The 16,311-nt window shown below is 72.3% G+C and carries 19 protein-coding genes; 7 read left to right on the top strand and 12 right to left on the bottom strand.

The genetic code is table 11. The features are described from left to right. Window positions 1-205: 205 nt before the first annotated feature. Window positions 206-1,204 carry a zinc-dependent alcohol dehydrogenase family protein gene (locus AB0J97_RS18350; RefSeq protein WP_364089906.1) on the bottom strand — a complete coding sequence of 333 codons (999 nt, stop codon included), beginning with the start codon at window positions 1,202-1,204 and terminating at the stop codon, window positions 206-208. A gap of 87 nt (window positions 1,205-1,291) precedes the next feature. Here AB0J97_RS18350 and AB0J97_RS18345 point away from each other — a divergent pair, with 87 nt between their 5' ends. Next, the gene (locus AB0J97_RS18345) at window positions 1,292-1,615 is read left to right on the top strand and encodes a helix-turn-helix domain-containing protein (RefSeq protein ID WP_357698162.1); all 324 of its coding nucleotides are present in this window, start codon (window positions 1,292-1,294) and stop codon (window positions 1,613-1,615) included. Between the two features lie 52 nt (window positions 1,616-1,667). On the opposite strand, the gene AB0J97_RS18340 is transcribed toward AB0J97_RS18345, so the two are convergent. After that, window positions 1,668-2,390: a zf-HC2 domain-containing protein gene (locus AB0J97_RS18340; protein WP_364089903.1), complete on the bottom strand. Its 723-nt coding sequence runs from the start codon at window positions 2,388-2,390 to the stop codon at window positions 1,668-1,670. Then, window positions 2,387-2,875 (bottom strand): sigma-70 family RNA polymerase sigma factor, encoded by a 489-nt coding sequence (locus AB0J97_RS18335; RefSeq protein WP_357698304.1) that lies wholly within the window; start codon window positions 2,873-2,875, stop codon window positions 2,387-2,389. The genes AB0J97_RS18340 and AB0J97_RS18335 overlap by 4 nt, the downstream gene beginning before the upstream one ends. Window positions 2,876-3,217: 342 nt before the next feature. Here AB0J97_RS18335 and rsgA point away from each other — a divergent pair, with 342 nt between their 5' ends. Continuing rightward, complete coding sequence (rsgA, locus tag AB0J97_RS18330) at window positions 3,218-4,315, top strand: ribosome small subunit-dependent GTPase A (RefSeq protein ID WP_364089900.1); 1,098 nt, start codon at window positions 3,218-3,220, stop codon at window positions 4,313-4,315. Window positions 4,316-4,507: 192 nt separating this feature from the next. After that, window positions 4,508-5,134 (top strand): phosphoribosyltransferase family protein, encoded by a 627-nt coding sequence (locus AB0J97_RS18325; protein ID WP_364089897.1) that lies wholly within the window; start codon window positions 4,508-4,510, stop codon window positions 5,132-5,134. A gap of 32 nt (window positions 5,135-5,166) precedes the next feature. On the opposite strand, the gene AB0J97_RS18320 is transcribed toward AB0J97_RS18325, so the two are convergent. Next, window positions 5,167-5,538, bottom strand: coding sequence for an ATP-binding protein (locus AB0J97_RS18320; RefSeq protein WP_364089894.1), 372 nt, complete (start codon window positions 5,536-5,538; stop codon window positions 5,167-5,169). Window positions 5,539-5,769: 231 nt separating this feature from the next. On the opposite strand from AB0J97_RS18320, the gene AB0J97_RS18315 reads away from it, so the two are divergent. Together AB0J97_RS18315 and AB0J97_RS18310 are read left to right on the top strand one after the other, a co-directional pair. Continuing rightward, on the top strand, window positions 5,770-6,651 hold the full coding sequence (locus AB0J97_RS18315) for a helix-turn-helix transcriptional regulator (protein ID WP_357698171.1): 882 nt from the start codon (window positions 5,770-5,772) through the stop codon (window positions 6,649-6,651). A gap of 134 nt (window positions 6,652-6,785) precedes the next feature. Next, the gene (locus tag AB0J97_RS18310; protein WP_352327185.1) at window positions 6,786-7,019 is read left to right on the top strand and encodes a DUF397 domain-containing protein; all 234 of its coding nucleotides are present in this window, start codon (window positions 6,786-6,788) and stop codon (window positions 7,017-7,019) included. On the opposite strand, the gene AB0J97_RS18305 is transcribed toward AB0J97_RS18310, so the two are convergent. Continuing rightward, a complete protein-coding gene (locus AB0J97_RS18305) occupies window positions 7,020-7,652 on the bottom strand; it encodes a hypothetical protein (protein ID WP_364089890.1) in 633 nt (210 codons plus the stop codon). 83 nt (window positions 7,653-7,735) lie between these two features. Here AB0J97_RS18305 and AB0J97_RS18300 point away from each other — a divergent pair, with 83 nt between their 5' ends. Continuing rightward, entirely contained in the window at window positions 7,736-8,365 is a 630-nt protein-coding gene (locus AB0J97_RS18300; RefSeq protein ID WP_364089887.1) for a helix-turn-helix domain-containing protein, read from the top strand. Window positions 8,366-8,371: 6 nt separating this feature from the next. On the opposite strand, the gene AB0J97_RS18295 is transcribed toward AB0J97_RS18300, so the two are convergent. From AB0J97_RS18295 to AB0J97_RS18270, 6 genes are all read right to left on the bottom strand, one after another. Next, window positions 8,372-9,169 carry an alpha/beta hydrolase gene (locus AB0J97_RS18295; RefSeq protein WP_364089884.1) on the bottom strand — a complete coding sequence of 266 codons (798 nt, stop codon included), beginning with the start codon at window positions 9,167-9,169 and terminating at the stop codon, window positions 8,372-8,374. Window positions 9,170-9,237: 68 nt separating this feature from the next. Then, complete coding sequence (locus AB0J97_RS18290; RefSeq protein WP_364089881.1) at window positions 9,238-10,458, bottom strand: esterase-like activity of phytase family protein; 1,221 nt, start codon at window positions 10,456-10,458, stop codon at window positions 9,238-9,240. A gap of 462 nt (window positions 10,459-10,920) precedes the next feature. Further along, window positions 10,921-11,232 (bottom strand): WhiB family transcriptional regulator, encoded by a 312-nt coding sequence (locus tag AB0J97_RS18285; RefSeq protein ID WP_125634885.1) that lies wholly within the window; start codon window positions 11,230-11,232, stop codon window positions 10,921-10,923. Between the two features lie 100 nt (window positions 11,233-11,332). Then, window positions 11,333-12,202, bottom strand: coding sequence for a sucrase ferredoxin (locus tag AB0J97_RS18280; RefSeq protein WP_364089878.1), 870 nt, complete (start codon window positions 12,200-12,202; stop codon window positions 11,333-11,335). A gap of 110 nt (window positions 12,203-12,312) precedes the next feature. Continuing rightward, a complete protein-coding gene (locus AB0J97_RS18275) occupies window positions 12,313-13,800 on the bottom strand; it encodes a glycerol-3-phosphate dehydrogenase/oxidase (protein WP_364089875.1) in 1,488 nt (495 codons plus the stop codon). After that, entirely contained in the window at window positions 13,793-14,302 is a 510-nt protein-coding gene (locus tag AB0J97_RS18270; RefSeq protein WP_357698184.1) for a helix-turn-helix domain-containing protein, read from the bottom strand. Before AB0J97_RS18270 ends, AB0J97_RS18275 begins: the two co-directional genes overlap by 8 nt. Window positions 14,303-14,333: 31 nt before the next feature. On the opposite strand from AB0J97_RS18270, the gene AB0J97_RS18265 reads away from it, so the two are divergent. Then, on the top strand, window positions 14,334-15,908 hold the full coding sequence (locus AB0J97_RS18265; RefSeq protein WP_364090294.1) for an FAD-binding oxidoreductase: 1,575 nt from the start codon (window positions 14,334-14,336) through the stop codon (window positions 15,906-15,908). On the opposite strand, the gene AB0J97_RS18260 is transcribed toward AB0J97_RS18265, so the two are convergent. Further along, window positions 15,887-16,294: a hypothetical protein gene (locus AB0J97_RS18260; protein WP_357698186.1), complete on the bottom strand. Its 408-nt coding sequence runs from the start codon at window positions 16,292-16,294 to the stop codon at window positions 15,887-15,889. The two genes, AB0J97_RS18265 and AB0J97_RS18260, sit on opposite strands and share 22 nt — an antisense overlap. Window positions 16,295-16,311: the final 17 nt, after the last annotated feature.

Below are 16,311 nucleotides of genomic sequence, written 5' to 3'. Positions count from 1 at the left end.
GGTGTGCGGCGGGGCGCCGGTCGCGAGCGGGGGCCGGAGTTCCCCCGTCGCGGTGGCCGGTCCGCGTGGACCGGCCGGCACGGCCGGCGGGGGCGGACCGAATCGCCCCTGACCGGCATCGGGCGACCGCCCCTGGACGGAGCGGCGTGTACTCCAGGCTGTACGGGGCCCGGCCCGTCCGAGGTTCAACCGTCCCGCGGAACGGTCACTGCCGGACCGTCACCACGATCTTGCCGAACTGCGCGTTCGACTCCAGGTGCCGGTGGGCCTCGACGATCTCCTCCAGGTCGAACGTGCGATCCACCACCGCCCGGAAGGCCCCGGAACGCAGCCCCGACGCCACGAACGCCGCCGCCCGCCGCAGCCGTTCGGGCACCCGCGTCGTCTCGTGCATCGTGTACGTCCGCATGTTCAGCGCCGGCATGCCCAGGTCGATCGCCGGGTAGGGCGTCGGCCGGCCGCTCAGCGCGCCGTACACCAGGAGCAGGCCCTCGGGGGCGACCACCCTGGCCAGGTCCGTCACGCCCGGCCCGGCCACGGCGTCGAACACGAACTCGGCCCCGCGCCCGCCCGTCGCCGCCAGCACCCGTTCGGTGACGTCCTCCTCCTCGGTGACGATCACCTCGGCCGCGCCCTCCTTCAGCAGCGCCTCCTTCTTGGCGGCGGTACGGGTGAGGGCGATCGGCGTGGCGCCCACCCGGTCGGCGACCCGGATGGCGGCCAGGCCGACGCTGCTGGAGGCGGCGTTCAGCACGACCGTGTCACCGGGACGCATCCCGCCCACCTCCACCAGCGCGCCATAGGCCGTCACGTACGGCATCCACACCGCCGCGCCCTCCACCGGGCCCACCCCCTCGGGACGGGGCAGCACCGCCGCCGCCGGCACGACGGCCCGCCCGGCGTACACGCCGTAGTCGTTCTGCGAGAACGCCGGCACTGTGCTCACCGGCCGGCCGGCCTCCAGCCCCGTGACGCCCGCGCCCACCGCCTCGACCACGCCGGCGGCCTCGGTGCCCAGCCGGGCGGGGAAACGCCGTACGGGCTCGATGTAGTGCCCGCTGCGGAACAGCGCCTCGGACCGGTTGAGCCCGATCGCCTCCACCCGGATCCGCACCTCGCCCGGCCCCGGCTCGCCGGCCGCCACGTCCTCCAGCCTCAGCACCTCGGGCCCGCCGAGCTCGTGGAACAGCACCGTCCTGGTCATCACTTCGTCCTTCCGCGTCAGAGGCCGTCATTCAACCGCCAAAGTACGACCGTCGTCAAACTTCGATGATTGTCGTACTATGGCCCCATGGACGCCGACCGCACCCCGGACCACCCCGACCTGCGCGAAGTCACCCTCCAGCGGGTGCTCGAAGCCCTCGTCGACCCGGTCCGGCGCAGCATCGTCACCCAGCTCAGCGACGCCCCCGCCGACATCAGCTGCGGTGGGTTCGACATCTCCGTGAGCAAGTCCACCGCCACCCACCACTTCCGCGTGCTGCGCGAGGCCGGCCTCATCCGCCAGCACTACGTCGGCACCTCGCGCATGAACACCCTGCGCAGGGCCGAGTTCGACCAGGCGTTCCCCGGCCTGCTCGACGCCGTCGTCACCGCCGACCGCGCGTCCTCGTGAACGCGCCGAAGGCCCTCCCGCGTCGGCGGAAGGGCCTTCACCGAAGCGGGGCTCAGGTCTTGACGGTGAGCAGGGTCGTGCCCGTCCTGGTGACCACCTCGAAGCGGTCGATCTCCTTCAGCGGCGTCGCGCTGCCGCCGTGCATGTAGAGCGGGGCCGGCGAGCCCGGCACCCCGTAGCCCGGCGCCGGAACCGCCCAGCCGGTCATCACGCGCCGCTCGCCCGACTTGCCCACCGACACCAGCTCGCACTCCAGCGGCCCCTTCACCCCCGACAGCTTGAGCGCCGCGTGCGTGCCCCAGGCCTTCGACTCCACCACCAGGCCGCCCGACACCCCGTCGACGCCCTTGCCCGCGATCGGCGTGCCGTCGGCGTAGAACTGCTCGGCCGGGCCCATGTGGTCGGTGCGCCCCGCCATGGCCTGCGGCGGGTCGCCGCCGCCGGTGAGCTGTGTGCCGACGGTCAGCCCGCCGGCCGCCAGCGCGACCGCCGCCGCCATCCCGAGCAGGAACGTGCCCCTGCGCGACCGCCGGTCGGCCGCCTTCTTACGGCGGAGCAGGTCGACCACGGCGGCCTGCCCCTCATCGGGAGGAGGGCCGGCGTCCTCCACGGGGCCGAGGCCGTGCAGCATGCCGGCGACCCCCGCGAGGTCCGACAGCTCGAAGCGGCAGGAGGGGCAGGTGCGCAGGTGGGCCTCGAAGGCCACCCGGTCGTCCGCCTCCAGCAGGCCGAGGGCGTAGGCGCCCACGTCGGTGTGCTCGACTCCCGGGCTCACGCCGTCACCCCCCGCTCCTCCAGCGCGACCCGCAGCGCGCGGACCGCGTAGTAGACCCGGGACTTCACCGTGCCCACCGGGATGCCGAGCGCCGCCGCGGCGTCGTTGACCGACCGGTCCCGCAGGATCGTCTCGTTCAGGATCTCGCGGTGCGCCGGTGACAACGCCTTCAGCGCCTCTGACACGACCACCTGGTGCAGCAGCCCCTCCAACTCGTCCGGCACCGGCACGCTGTCCAGCGCGCCGTCGCCCGATTCCGGCGGACGCGCCTCTCTGCGCCGCCGGTCATCGATCACGATACGTCTGGCCACGGTGGCGAGCCATGGCATGAGCGAGACCGAGTCGGGGTCCAGCCGCTCGGCGCTGCGCCAGGCCCGGATCATCGTCTCCTGCACCACGTCTTCCGCCCACTGCCGGTCGCCCGCCGTCAGGCGTACCACGAAGGCCAGCAGCGGCCGGTGGTACTCCCGGTAGAGCGCGGACACGACCACCTCGTCGTCCGGCCGCACCCGCCGGATCAAGTGGCGTAGGCGCGTCTTGCCCGCCGGGGCCGCGTCCTCCGCCGAGGGCGGGGGATACGTGCTGATCCGCATCATTCCCCTTTCTCGCGTCCGTCGGGAGGGAGTACGCTCGGCCGCCCTGGCAGGGTTCAACGGATCGGCGAAGATAATCCGATTGCATCGCCCGGGACAGGTGGTTAGAGTCGCTTGCGCAACCGATCGAGGAGGTGAGGACCATGCGGGTCGTTCTTTTCCGTCTGCCGTCCCTCTACCTCCGGGGGCTCGTCTGAGCTGCCCGTTTCCTTCTCGATCAAAGGTTTCACCGTCTTGTCTCACGATCTTTCCCTGCTCGGCTGGACCGACCTGCGCGCCGCCGAGCTTCCCGCTGACACCGTCCCGGCGCGGGTGGCCCGCGTCGACCGCGGCGCCGCCGAGGTGATCGCCGCCGACGGGCAGCACCACGTCAAGTACGGCGCCCGCGTGCGCCGTTCCTCCGCCGACGACCCGGTGGCCCTGCCGTGCGTCGGCGACTGGGCCGCGCTCAGATGGCTGCCCGAAGGCCGGTACGAGCTCGACCAGGTGCTTTCCAGAACCACCGCGTTCGTCCGGGGCGGCGTGAGCCGCGACTCGGTCGGCGGCCTGTCCGGCGACGGTCAGGGCCAGGTGCTGGCGGCCAACGTCGACGTCGTCTTCGTGGCCGAGCCGTCCATGCACGCGACCGACTTCGCCGACCTGGGCCGTATCGAGCGTCTGGTGGCGCTGGCCTGGGAGTCCGGCGGCACGCCCGTCGTGCTGGTGACCAAGTCCGACCTGTTCGAGGCCGGGCTCGACGAGCTGATGGCCGACGTACGCGCCGCCGCGCCGGGCATCGACGTGCACGCCGTCTCCTCGCTGCTGGGGGAGGGGGTCTCGCTGGCCGCGAGCTACCTGCACGGCTCCCGTACGGCGGTCGTGCTCGGGCCGTCCGGCGCGGGCAAGTCCACGCTGGTCAACGCGCTGGCCGGCATGGGCGCGATGGACACCCAGCAGGTCCGGGCGGCCGACGGGCGCGGGCGGCACACGACCGTCCACCGGGAGCTGATCCCGTTGCCCGGCGGCGGCCTGATCATCGACACCCCGGGCATCCGGCGCATCGGCCTCTACGACATCGGGGAGGGCGTGGATCTCGTCTTCTCCGACATCGAGAAGCTGGCCCAGGGGTGCCGGTTCGCCGACTGCGGGCACGTGAGCGAGCCGGGCTGCGCGGTCCTGGACGCCATGGAGAGCGGCGAGCTGCCCGAGCGCCGGCTGCAGAGCTGGCGCAAGCTGCAACGCGAGGCCGCGTGGATGGCGTCCCGTACGGACGCGCGGCTGCGCAAGGAGCAGCAGAACAAATGGAAGATCATCCACAAGGAGATGCGCCGCTCCAACCGCAACCGCCCCTGACCCCGAGCCCACCTCCCGCCCTGCCTGACGCGGAAGGTGTGGCCGGGCCTACCTCTCGTTCCGGTTGGTGCGGGAGGTGGGGCCGGGCGCACCTTCTGTTCCGCTCGGTGCGGGAGGTGGGGGCGAGCCCGCCCCCCTTCCGCCTCCTGGGGTGGGGGCGAGTAGGGCGGGTTGTGGGGGTAGGCACAGGTCATGGAGCTGTTCGCGGATCGGGCCGAGGCCGGGGCGTTGCTGGCCGAGCGGCTGCCGGAGGTGAACGACCCCGTCGTGCTGGCGTTGCCGCGCGGCGGGGTCGCCGTGGCCGTGCCCGTCGTACGACGGCTCGGCGGGGAGCTGGACGTGCTCGTCACCCGGAAGATCGGCTACCCGCCGGCGCCCGAGCTGGGGGTGGGGGCGATCGCCGAGGGCGGCGAGCCGGTGTTCGACCTGACGATGCTCGACCGGCTGGGCATGACGCCCGAGGACGTGGCCGGCGTGGTCGAGCGGGAGCGGCACGAGCTGGCCAGGAGGGTGGAGGTGTACCGGGGCGGCCGGCCGTTGCCGCCGCTGGCCGGTCGCGAGGTGATCGTCGTGGACGACGGCCTGGCCACGGGCGTCACCGCGAGGGCGGCCCTGCGCGCGGTCGCCGCGGCCGGTCCCGCCAAGGTGACGCTGGCCGTGCCGGTCGGCGCCGAGGACACCGTCAGGATGATGCGGGCGGAGGCCGACGAGGTGGTGGTGCTGCTGACCCCGGTCGACTTCAGAGCGGTCGGCCAGTGGTACGAGCACTTCGACCAGCTCACCGACACCGACGTGCTGGACCTCCTGGACCGGAGGTGACCCCTACCGGACACCGACGCTCAGGCTGGTGCCTAGGTGGACAGGACCGCCCACACCAGCTTCCTGGAGCCGCCGGGGGCGAACCAGCCCCATGCGCTGCAGAGCGCGTCCACCAGCCGCAACCCGCGCCCGAACTCGGCGAACACGTCGGTCTGCGCCGCCACCGGGACGGTCTGGCTGTGGTCGGTCACCACGCAGGCCAGCTCGGGCCGCCGGAAGAGCAGCCGCAGCTGTACGGCCCCGCCGCCGTGCCGCATCGCGTTCGTGACCAGCTCGGAGACCACCAGCTGCATGTCGAAGGCCACGTCGGCGACGGCCCACGAGGTGAGGGTCTGGTCCACGAAACGCCGGGCCATCGCCACGCACCCCGGCTCGGACGCGGTGCTTTCGTGGAACGGGAACACCGCGTCGCACGGTCCGGCCCGCCCATCCACCAGAATGGAGGCGAGCCACCCTGGTGGCCCGGAACCTATGGCGGCTTGCGGCCGAGCGTCGAAAGTCGTCATCCTGGCCCCCGAAGCGCGGTCTGGTGATCCAGTGCCCATCTTTACGGGGTGTGGTTATTGATGCAAGACTTTTCGTGTTTTACCGATGCGAATACCATCTGCACGTGCAGATGATCTAGGAGCGGTCGAGTGAGCGCACAGAGCGCGGAGGGAAAGCTTCTCAGCTACTCGCCGGGAAGCCCGACGGTGCTGCGGATCCTGCTGGGTACGCAACTGCGCAGACTCCGTACCGAGAAGGGAATCTCCCGAGAGGATGCCGGATACTCCATTCGCGCATCTCATGCGAAGATCAGCCGACTTGAGCTCGGGCAGGTCAGCTTCAAGCAGCGGGACGTCGCCGACCTGCTCACCCTCTACGGCGTCACCGATCCCGACGACCGGGAGCCGCTGCTCGCCCTGGCCCTGCAGGCCAACGCCCCCGGCTGGTGGCACAAGTACGGCGACCTGCTCCCCGGCTGGTTCGAGGTCTACATCGGCCTGGAGGGCGCCGCCTCCGCCATCCGCACGTTCGAGAACCAGTTCATCCCCGGCCTCCTGCAGACGCCCGCCTACGCCAAGGCGGTCATCCGGCTCGGCAACGAGAAGGCGCTCGACTCCGAGCTCGACCGCCGCGTCACCCTGCGCACCACCCGGCAGAGGCGGCTGGAGAGCGGGCTCAAGCTCTGGGCCGTGATCGACGAGGCCGTCCTGCGCAGGCCGCTCGGCGGGGCCGAGGTCATGCGCGAGCAGGTCCGCCACCTGCTCGACGCCACGGAGGAGCGCAACGTCACCGTCCAGGTGGTGCCGTTCGAGAGCGGTGGGCACGCGGCGGCCGGCGGCTCGTTCAGCATCCTGCGCTTCCCCGAGCGCGAGCTGCCCGACGTGGTCTACATGGAGCAGCTCACCAGCGCCCTCTATCTGGACAAGCCGGCAGACTCCGACCACTTCATGGAGGTCATGGACCGGCTGAGCATCCAGGCGCTGGAGCCGAAGCAGACGAGGCGCTTTCTGGAACAGTTCATTTCCGGATGAGCTGCTGAAACTCCTGTGATCCACTCCATAGTCGGATTTTTGGGCATCCGGTATATGGAGTCTGTCGTGCTGTCGTATGGTCAGCGCAAACGCGGATGCACGTGCATCCGTAAGATCGCTAGGAGCTGTCCCCCATGCACGAGTTCCGGAACGGAACCCCCGCCGGTCACCTCCCCGTCGTATGGCGCAAGAGCAGGCGCAGCAACCCCAACGGCAACTGCGTCGAGGTCGCGGGCCTGCCCACGGGGGAGATCGCCATGCGCAACTCCAGGTTCCCCGACGGCCCCGCGCTGGTGTACACGCAGGCCGAGATCAGCGCATTCGTCCTCGGGGCCAAGGACGGGGAGTTCGACGACCTGATCGTCTGATCAGCGGGGTTCGTTGTACCAGCGCCACCGGGGCAGGCGCGGGCGTCCGGGCAGCTCGCCGCGGCCGGTCGTCCACAGCAGCGTGGCCCACGGGGCGGTGTCCACGGGGGCGTCGGGGAACAGGCGGGCCAGCACCCGCGAGCACAGATCCGCGGACGGCTCCCAGGCCAGGCCGAGCCCAGCGGACACGTCGTGCATATGCACGAGCGTTTCCACCAGGCCCATCGCGGCGAACGCCGTCGCGTCCCCCGTGCCGAAGATGTGATGACCTCCGGCCCCCGGCGGCGCGGTGCGGACCATGGCCGACAACAGCGCGCCGCTGGCCTGGAGCACCTGCAGCAGCCCGACGGGCCCGGCCGCGCGGTCGGCGTGGACGGCGTTGTTCGGGCCGCCGGGCCTGCGCCGGTCCAGCGCGAAGGGCACGTACGTGTCCAGCGGCGGCACCCTGAGCCCGAGCTGGGCGGCGTAGGAGAACAGGTCGTCGGCGAGATGCTCGACGGTCTCCCAGCAGGTCCACTCCAGCGAGCCCGCCTGCTCCTCCCACGCCTGCGGCGGCGCGTCCCGCAGGGTGTCGACGGCGAGGGCGACGGCCTCGTCGAGGTCGTCCGCGGTCACGAGTGGTGAATCCGGCATAGGGCGCACCTTATCTCCGTCCGCTTCGTGCGTCCGCGTGTAGGGTCGTCACGATCCGCACGTCCGGACGGGAGCCGTACCGCATGACCGAGCCCGAAGACCTCACCGCGCGCGCCCGCATCAGGGAGGCGGCGCTGCTGCACTTCGGCGAGCACGGCTTCGAGGGGGCCACGACCCGGGCCATCGCCGAGACCGCGGGCGTGTCCCCGGGGCTGCTGCGCCACCACTTCGGCTCCAAGCGGGCGCTGCGCGAGGCGTGCGACGAGCACCTGATCAGGATCGTCCGGCGCATCGAGGGCGACGTCCGCGCCGGGGCCGTGCCCGCCGGGAGCAACCCCGTGGCCGCCGCGCTCGACGCGCTGGCGCCCTACCGGCTGTACGTGGCGCGGGCGCTGGCCGAGGGCTGGGCGGAGCCGCTGTTCGACGGCATCGCCGAGCTGAGCGAGCGGTGGCTCGAAGAGCTCGACGAGACCCGCACGGACGAGCCGTTCGCCGGCCGCAAGGCCCGCGCGACGGTGTCCACGGCCATGTCGCTGTCGATCGGCGTCCTGCACAAGCACGTCTCCCGCGGCCTGGGCGTGGACGTGTTCAGCCCCGAGGGCGCCCACCTGCTCGCACTCACCCTGCTCGACCTCTACTCCCACCCCCTGCTGACCCCCGCGGCGGCGGCGGAGCTGCGGGACGCCCTCGGCAGAAGCCGCGCGAGCGGATGATCCCGCTCAGGACAGGAAATCCGCCAGGACCGGACGCAGCGCCTCGGGCCGGCCGAGCACGCCGTGGTCCTCGCCGGGAAGCACCAGGTGCCGCGCGCCCGGCACGGCCTCGGCGACCGCCCGTACGGCGTCGAGCATCCACTTCGGAGACTGGTCGCCGCCGATCGCCAGGGTGGGCACGGTGATCCGGGACAGCCGCTCGACCGGCGGGAGCTGCCCCGGACCGCACACGGCGGCGTCGTAGGGGAGCGTGTGCGCCAGGCCGGTGAACCAGCCCCACACGCCCTCCGAGCGCATGCCCGCCACGGTCTCCTCCGGCACGTCGACGCCCTCGGTCAGGAACAGCGCCACGGCGTCGTCGCGGCGGTCCTGCGCGATGAGGGCGCGCAGGCGCTCGGCGAAGTCGTCCCCGGGAGGGGTGCGGGCGCCGTCCACGACGTACGGCGGCTCGTAGACGGCCAGGCGGGCGATCGGCAGCCCGTACGCGGCGGCCTCCAGCGCGAGGATGGCGCCGGAGGAGTGGCCGAAGACGCTCGCCGAGCCGCCCGCGTGCTCGATCAGCGCCGCGAGGTCCTCGATCTCGCGCTCGACGGCGTAGGCGGGCGCGTCGCCGCTGCCGCCCCGGCCGCGGCGGTCGTAGGCGATCGCGCGGAAGCCGGGGGCGAGCGCGGCGGCGAGGGCGGCGACGGTGGTGCGGTCGTTGAACGCGCCGCCCACCAGGATCACCGGGTGGCCGTCGCCGCCGCTCTCGAACGCGATGCGGGTGCCGTCGGCCGAGGTGACGGTCTGAAGCGTGGACTGCATTGCCGGACTCCTTCTTCGTGCTTGTGTCACCAGGAGGTCGGAGCCGGCCCGCGCCTCTCTACATGCCTCTAACGAAAAATTCGCGGATCCGCCTGAAGGCCGCGCGAGAGGCGGACGGTGATGAACTCGTTGTCGTCGGGACGACCCGGCGTGCGGCCGCTGGAGAAGGGGAAGTTGTTGTCGTCCAGGAGGGCCAGGGTGCGGTCGTCGAGCACGACCACGTCCTCGATGGTCTGGAACGGGAACCGGAACGTGCCGGGCGTGCCGCCGAGGCCGCGCGGGTCGGCCAGGTCGAGCAGGTCGGCCACCTGCGTCTTGTCCAGTGCGCCGTCGTGGTCCCGGTCCCGCGTGTCGGCCAGGTAGACGCGCTTGACCTTGGCGGCGTCGCCCTGAAGGTTGTCCCGCTCGATGATCAGGAAGCGGTTCTCGTCCACGGCGACGGCGTCGCCGATGGAGTGCGAGGGGTCCTCCAGCCGGTACGTCCACGTGCGCCCGGTGTATGCGCGCTTGCGTAGGTCGAACTCGTTCATCCGCAGAGTGCCCGCCGGGTCGCCGTTCACCGTGCCTTCGAGCAGCGGGTAGAGCCTGCGGCCGTCCACCGACCTGGCCATGCCCTCGAAGCCCTTGCTGCTGGCCAGGTTGGGACGGCCGCCGTTCAGGTAGGGGTTCTCGGGGGCCTTGACGCCGGGCAGTTCGATCGGGGCGTCGAGCAGCCGGCCCTTGCGGTCGAAGTGCAGCAGGAACGGGCCGAACTCGTCGCCGATCCAGTACGTGCCGTCCGTGGCGCGCACGATCGACTCGACGTCGAAGTCGGAGCCGGTCAGCGTACGGTCCGGGCGGGTCAGGGCGAATGGGACGAGCCCGCGCGGATCGGTGAGGTTGAAGCCGCCGAGCACCTCGACCGTCCTGGCGTCGAAGTCCGGCTTGACGTTGTGCACGCGCAGGAGGAAGTCGGCGCTGTTGGCCTTGTTGCCGAAGCCGTTGTCGGACAGCACGTCGAAGCTGCCGTCGTGGCGGCGGGCGATGCCGCTGAAGCCCTGCACGGGCTGGCCGGGGAAGGGCGGGGTGACGCCGTTGACCGGCGCGGTGCCGAGCAGCGAGCCCGACGGCTCGCTCCGGGGGACGTAGGTCTGGGCGGGAAGCGCGGCGAAGCCGGTGAGCGTGGCGCGGCCGAACGTCGCGCTGCCCCGGCCCTCGGGCTGAGCGGGGTCGGCCAGGGCGGCCGTGGCGGGGGCGGCGAGGGCGAGCGTCATGGCCGCCGCGCACGTCAAGGTGGTGATGCGTCTCATGGCGGGCACGCTAGAGGCGCCACATGACGGCATTCCGAACAACGGGCAACCGCCAGGAAACCGGCCATACCAGGAGCAAACACACCCAAGCCCGCAGAAAAACCAAGGCGGGTACGCCCACAAGAAAGGCCCGCCTGGAGGAAGGGGCGAGCCGGGAAAGAGGCGGCCGAGCTCGGAGGAAAGGCCGAGCCGGCACGAAAGGCGGACACGCTCGGAAGAAAGGTCGAGTCCGCAGGAAAGACGGAAATGCCCGGAGAATAGGTGGGTGCGGTGGAAACCGCGACGGCCACCCCTGCCCAGGATCGGGCGGGGGTGGCCGGGTGTGTCCGGGATGACGATCTCGGGCCTGATCAGGCAGTTACCCCGACCGGGTTCGCCAGAGCCTGGACATGGAAGGCCAGGCTCCGGTTCATCGGGACAACTGAGTGATCACGCGATGATCGTTGATGCTGCCGAGGTGTGTCAGGCGGCGGAGATGCCGGCGCTGGCGGCGCGGCGCATGCGACGGCGACGCTCGCTGGCGCGCTCGTCCTCGTTGAGACCGCCCCACGTGCCGTACTTCTCCGGCCGGGACAGCGCGTAGTCTAGGCACTCGTTGCGGACAGGGCACCCGGCGCAGATCGCCTTGGCCTTCCGCTCACGTACGTCACGCTCGGGCTGCCGCTCCCCGTCGGGGCCGAAGAAGAGCACGAGATCCTCACCCCGGCACGCGGCATCATCCTGCCAACCCCAGCTGGGGCGCGGGCGGGCGAGCTGCCGACGTACCTGAGACATGAGAAAACCACCTTCGTGAGAGGTATTTCGGTAATTGAGCCGCATTGGACGCTTTTGGCGTCACTGTTCCAACGCAAGGACGGGCCGTGATGTTCCCTAGTCAGGCGAGGGCGGGCGTGGCGTACCGCACAGGCGTGAGCCTGTCCAGCGAAACCAGCCGGTAGGTGGTGATCGTCTCGGCGCAAGCCGTACCACACGGCGCTGTGAACGCCGATGGCTCAACCACAACCTGGAACCGGACGTCTCCGCAGCGCACGACTGCTTCGGTGACGTCGCCGTCCGACCTGGAGGATTCCACGGCCACTGCGCCGACGGAGCACTCTCCCGTATGGGCTCGGGCAAAATGCTCGACGGCTTGCAATGGCTCAGGGATGCCTGCGCGCCCCCGGAGACGGTCGAGAATGACCTCGCCCGACCGGTACGCGTTAGCCGCTGCCAGTGCAGCAGCCTGAGACATGCTGCCGTAGAAAATTCCGTGTGGCAAGCACACGAGGTTGGCGGCGTAGCGATCGCCGCCAACGTGTGACGTTTCCCACACTCTGTCGGGCAAAGATTCGGCCAGCGACCGAGCGAGGGGTAGTCCAATGCGGGCGCAGCACACATTGCGCTTGGCGTGCGTGCAGACCAGAAATACCGGCTCGTCTTCAAGTATGCAGGACTCCGGGAGCACTCCCGCCACGAAGGCGTCCAGGTCAAGATCGTCCGGACCTGCGACGACACCGCGGGCCAACCAGGGGCGGTCGCCCGCCGCGTAGGCCAATAGCACACGGATTCCCTGGTCCCGCTGGCGGGTTCGCCTCCCCGGACGCCTGATGAGCTGGGGCCTGATACCGCGTTCGAGCGCTCGGCGCACGAGTTCGGAGATTTCTTCAGGAAGTTGCAAGCTTTCCAGGTGGGAGGGCCAGGGGCCGTCGTACTCGACGAGCAGCCAGAGCCTGGCTCCCACGGTGGCGCTGGCCAGGGTCGGCATGGCTCCCGTGTGGCAGCCCGCCATGTGCTCGCAGCCCCTCGCCAACGCCTCCCCCTTCCCGACGAATTAGGTAAGGATAACCTAACGCATCGGCGGGTTCGGGGGCGGGGTCACCGGATCCCGAGCACGTCGCGTGTCGCGGGCAGCGCCCGGTCGCGGTCGGCGGCGACCAGGCCGATCCTGGTCCTTCGGTCCAGCAGGTCGGCCTCGTCCAGCGCGCCCTCGTGCCGGACCGACCAGAGCAGGTCGCCCTTGGTCAGGCCGAGCCCGACCTCTTCCGGATGGGCCTTGACCAGCTCGTACGCCGCCTCGGCCTCGCTGCCGTACCGCTCGGTGAGCCGCGCCGGCACGCCGCCCGGCTGCGGTCCGGCGCCGACCAGGGGGATCTTCTTCGTCCGGCTCGGTCCGGCGTCGAGCTCTTTGAGGGAGACTGCCCGGTCCACGGCGTCCTCGGCCATTCGCCGGTATGTGGTGAGTTTGCCCCCGACGACCGTGACCACGCCGCCGTCCGACAGGACCGCGTGCCGGCGCGAGAGGTCCGCCGTGCGGCCGTCGGCGGCCAGGAGCGGCCTCAGGCCCGCGTACGCGCCCGCGACCGCCTCAGGGGTCACCTGGACCTCAAGGATGCCGTTCAGCACCTCCAGGAGCGCTGTGACGTCCTCCGCGGGCACTTCGGGAACGTCGGGCACCGGCCCGTCCACCGGCTCGTCGGTCAGCCCGACGTAGACGCGCCCGTCGCCCTGGGGAAGTACGAGCGCGAATCGGTTGGTCTCTCCGGGAATGGGCACGTGCATGCCGGCGATCAGCCCCGGCAACGTCCCCGCGTCGAGCACGAGGTGGCTGCCCCTGGACGGACGCAGCCGCACCGCCGGGTCGAGCTGCCCGGCCCACACGCCCGTCGCGTTGACCACCGCCCTGGCCCGGACGGTGAACTGCTCGCCGGTCAGCTCGTCGCGCACCTCGGCGCCCTCGTCCGTGAGCCGCAGGGCCCGGCAGCGGGTCAGGACGCGGGCGCCGTGCCCGGCGGCGGTCCTGGCCAGCGCCACGACCAGGCGGGCGTCGTCGAGCAGCCGGCCGTCCCACGACAGCAGGCCGCCGCGCAGGCCGTCGCGCGCCAGCACCGGGGCGAGCGTGTGGGCGCGCGCCGCGCCGAGCCGCGTGGGGCCGGGCAGCAGGCGGCGCGGGGTGCGCGCGGCGGTCCGCAGCCCGTCGCCGAGCCGGTAGCCGGCCATCACCACGGCGGCCTGCCGCCGGTCGACCGCCGGCGTCAGCGGCAGCAGGTACGGATGCGCCTTGACCAGGTGCGGAGCCGTCGTCCTGAGCAGGATGCCGCGCTCGACCGCGCTCTCGTAGGCCACGTCCACCTGGCCCTTGGCCAGGTAGCGCAGCCCCCCGTGGACCATCTTGGAGCTCCACCTCGACGTGCCGAAAGCCAGGTCGTGCGCGTCGATCGCGGCTACCCTCAAGCCGCGGGAGGCGGCGTCCAGGGCCGCGCCGGCTCCCGTCGCACCGAGCCCCACCACCAGCACGTCGAGCCGCTCCCCGGCGACCACGCCCAGTTCGTACGACCTTCTGCGGGCGTTCAGCGAGCTATCCAAGGTAGGCCTCCAGCAGCGCGGCGAGTTCGGCGTCCAGGTCGTCGAGCGTCACGGGGTCGAGCATCGTGGGGGCCGACAGCAGGAACGACTGGGCCACCAGCAGCACGGCCCGCGCCCTGGCCGGACCGCCGACGGCCGGCTCCAGCAGGGCCAGCACCGCTTCGTGGCTCGCCCCCCGCCGGTCCAGCAGGTACGGCAGCAGCAGCTCCGGGTCCGCCTCCACGATCTTCCGCCACAGCGGGTGCGCGCGCAGCCCGCGTACGCCGTCCACGATCGCGCGTACCGGATCGGACAGGTCGAGCCGCGACACCACCGCGACCCACTCCCGCGTCATCAGGTCGGCGACCAGCGAGCGCACGTCCGGCCAGCGGCGGTAGATCGTCATCCGCGACACGCCCGCCCGCCTGGCCACGTCCGTGAGCGTGGTCCTGCGCACGCCGTAGGCCAGCACGCACGCGCGCGCCGCGTCCAGCACGCCCTCATTGTGACGGTTCGACGTCATGTGTCACAGTGTATGCGTGACCGGTGAACCCATGCTCTGGTGTGGCTGGGGCGACCCCGCCAAGGCCCGCGAGCTGCCCGAACAGATCCGCAAGCTGCTGCACGACCTCCTCGGCGTGCGCGCGCCCGAAACCCCGGCCGCCGCCTTCGACGACGTGCGGCTGCCGCCGGTCGCGCTGCCCGAGCCGGTGCTGGCCGCCCTCGCGGCCGTCGCCGGGCCCGCGCACGTGCTGACGTCGCACGAGGCCAGGCTGCGGCACACGCGCGGCAAATCCACGCCCGACCTGCTGCGGATGCGCGCCGGCGACGGGTCCGACGCCCCCGACGCGGTCGTGCTGCCCGGCTCGCACGACGAGGTGGCCGAGCTGTTGCGGCTGTGCGCGGCCGAGCGGGTCGCGGTCGTGCCGTTCGGCGGCGGCACCTCCGTCGTCGGCGGGCTCGTGGCCGCGCGGGCCGGCTTCACCGGCGTGATCGCGCTCGACCTGGGCAGGCTCGACCGGCTGCGCTCGGTCGACGCCGAGTCGATGGTGGCCGACTTCGAGCCGGGCGTGCGCGCCCCCGAGGCCGAGCGGCTGCTCGCCGAGCACGGCCTCACGCTCGGGCACTTCCCCCAGTCCTTCGAGTACGCCACGCTCGGCGGCTTCGCCGCGGCCCGCTCCAGCGGCCAGGCCTCGGCCGGGTACGGCCGCTTCGACGACATGGTCGTCGGCCTCACGCTGGCCACGCCGTCCGGGACGCTGGAGCTCGGCCGCGCGCCGAAGTCCGCGGCCGGGCCCGACCTGCGCCAGCTCGTCCTGGGGTCGGAGGGGGCGTTCGGCGTCATCACGTCGCTGCGGCTGCGGGTGCGCAGGCGTCCGGCCGAGCGCCGCTACGAGGGCTGGCGGTTCGAGTCGTTCCGAGCGGGGACGGCCGCCGTGCGGGCACTCGCCCAGGAAGGCCCGCTTCCTACCGTGCTGCGGCTCTCCGACGAGACCGAGACCATGATCGGCCTGGCCCGGCCGGACGCGATCGGCGGCGGCGACTCCGGCTGCCTGGTGATCCTCGGCGTCGAGGGCGACTGGATCGGCCACCGGCACGCCGCGGCCGCCGCGGTCCTGGCCCGGCACGGCGGCGAGCCGCTGGGCCCCGAGCCCGGCCAGGCATGGGAGCACGGCCGCTTCTCCGCGCCGTACCTGCGCGACTCGCTGCTCGGCGCGGGCGCCACCGTGGAGACCCTGGAGACGGCCGGCTTCTGGTCGAACCTGCCGCGCCTGTACGACGCCGTCCGGCTGGCCCTGCTCGGCGCCCTCGGCTCGCCGCTGGTCATGTGCCACGTCTCCCACGTGTACGAGACCGGCGCGTCGCTGTACTTCACCGTCGTGACCCCGCAGGAGGGCGACCCCGTCGCGCAGTGGGAGCGGGCCAAGGAGGCGGTGAACGCGGCCATCGTCGAGGCCGGCGGCACGATCTCGCACCACCACGGGGTGGGCCGCGACCACCGGGACGCCTACGGCGCGGAGCTGGGCCCGCTGGGCGTGGGAGTGCTCCAGGCCGTCAAGGACCGGCTCGACCCGGCCGGGATCCTCAACCCCGGGGTGCTCGTGCCTCAGTCGCCGCCCGGGATCTGATCGGCCTCGGCCAGCGTCTCGGCGGCGTCGCTGTAGCGGTGGAGCGCCTCGTACGCCTCGGCCAGCCGGTACAGCGAGACCGCGAGGTGGCCGCCGCCGAGCCCGCGGCTGAGCGCCACCGCCTCCTGCGCCATGGGCAGCGCCTCGACGGCGCGGGAGCGGTCGAGCAGCAGCCCGGCCGTGGTGCGCAGGCAGTGGACCAGCAGGCCGGTGTACTCGGCGGGGGAGCTGGCGGCCAGCGCCCGGCTCTGCGCGATGGCCTCGCGGGCCCGTTCGGCGCCCCGGCCCCACCGGGGCAGGCGCAGGGCGTAGGCCAGCAGCGCCTGCACGGCCGCCGCGTCGGGGGTGCCCATCCGGGTCGCGTCGTCCGGGCCGTTCCGGTTCATGGGAGCCCACCTCCGCG

It is taken from the genome of Nonomuraea sp. NPDC049607 (genome assembly GCF_040675375.1).
Classification (GTDB): Bacteria; Actinomycetota; Actinomycetes; order Streptosporangiales; family Streptosporangiaceae; genus Nonomuraea.
Note: the sequence above shows the minus strand (reverse complement) of the source record. Positions and strands in the feature narration are given on the sequence as shown.

Bases quoted from the DNA above. Each gene is read 5' to 3' on its own strand.
- AB0J97_RS18280 (WP_364089878.1), bottom strand. From the start codon at position 12,202: ATGCCGACCCTGGCCAGCGCCACCGTGGGAGCCAGGCTCTGGCTGCTC.
- AB0J97_RS18305 (WP_364089890.1), bottom strand. From the start codon at position 7,652: ATGCCGGATTCACCACTCGTGACCGCGGACGACCTCGACGAGGCCGTC.
- AB0J97_RS18345 (WP_357698162.1), top strand. From the start codon at position 1,292: ATGGACGCCGACCGCACCCCGGACCACCCCGACCTGCGCGAAGTCACC.
- AB0J97_RS18290 (WP_364089881.1), bottom strand. From the start codon at position 10,458: ATGAGACGCATCACCACCTTGACGTGCGCGGCGGCCATGACGCTCGCC.
- AB0J97_RS18300 (WP_364089887.1), top strand. From the start codon at position 7,736: ATGACCGAGCCCGAAGACCTCACCGCGCGCGCCCGCATCAGGGAGGCG.
- AB0J97_RS18310 (WP_352327185.1), top strand. From the start codon at position 6,786: ATGCACGAGTTCCGGAACGGAACCCCCGCCGGTCACCTCCCCGTCGTA.
- AB0J97_RS18285 (WP_125634885.1), bottom strand. From the start codon at position 11,232: ATGTCTCAGGTACGTCGGCAGCTCGCCCGCCCGCGCCCCAGCTGGGGT.
- AB0J97_RS18265 (WP_364090294.1), top strand. From the start codon at position 14,334: ATGCTCTGGTGTGGCTGGGGCGACCCCGCCAAGGCCCGCGAGCTGCCC.
- AB0J97_RS18260 (WP_357698186.1), bottom strand. From the start codon at position 16,294: ATGAACCGGAACGGCCCGGACGACGCGACCCGGATGGGCACCCCCGAC.
- AB0J97_RS18270 (WP_357698184.1), bottom strand. From the start codon at position 14,302: ATGACGTCGAACCGTCACAATGAGGGCGTGCTGGACGCGGCGCGCGCG.
- AB0J97_RS18295 (WP_364089884.1), bottom strand. From the start codon at position 9,169: ATGCAGTCCACGCTTCAGACCGTCACCTCGGCCGACGGCACCCGCATC.
- AB0J97_RS18325 (WP_364089897.1), top strand. From the start codon at position 4,508: ATGGAGCTGTTCGCGGATCGGGCCGAGGCCGGGGCGTTGCTGGCCGAG.
- AB0J97_RS18350 (WP_364089906.1), bottom strand. From the start codon at position 1,204: ATGACCAGGACGGTGCTGTTCCACGAGCTCGGCGGGCCCGAGGTGCTG.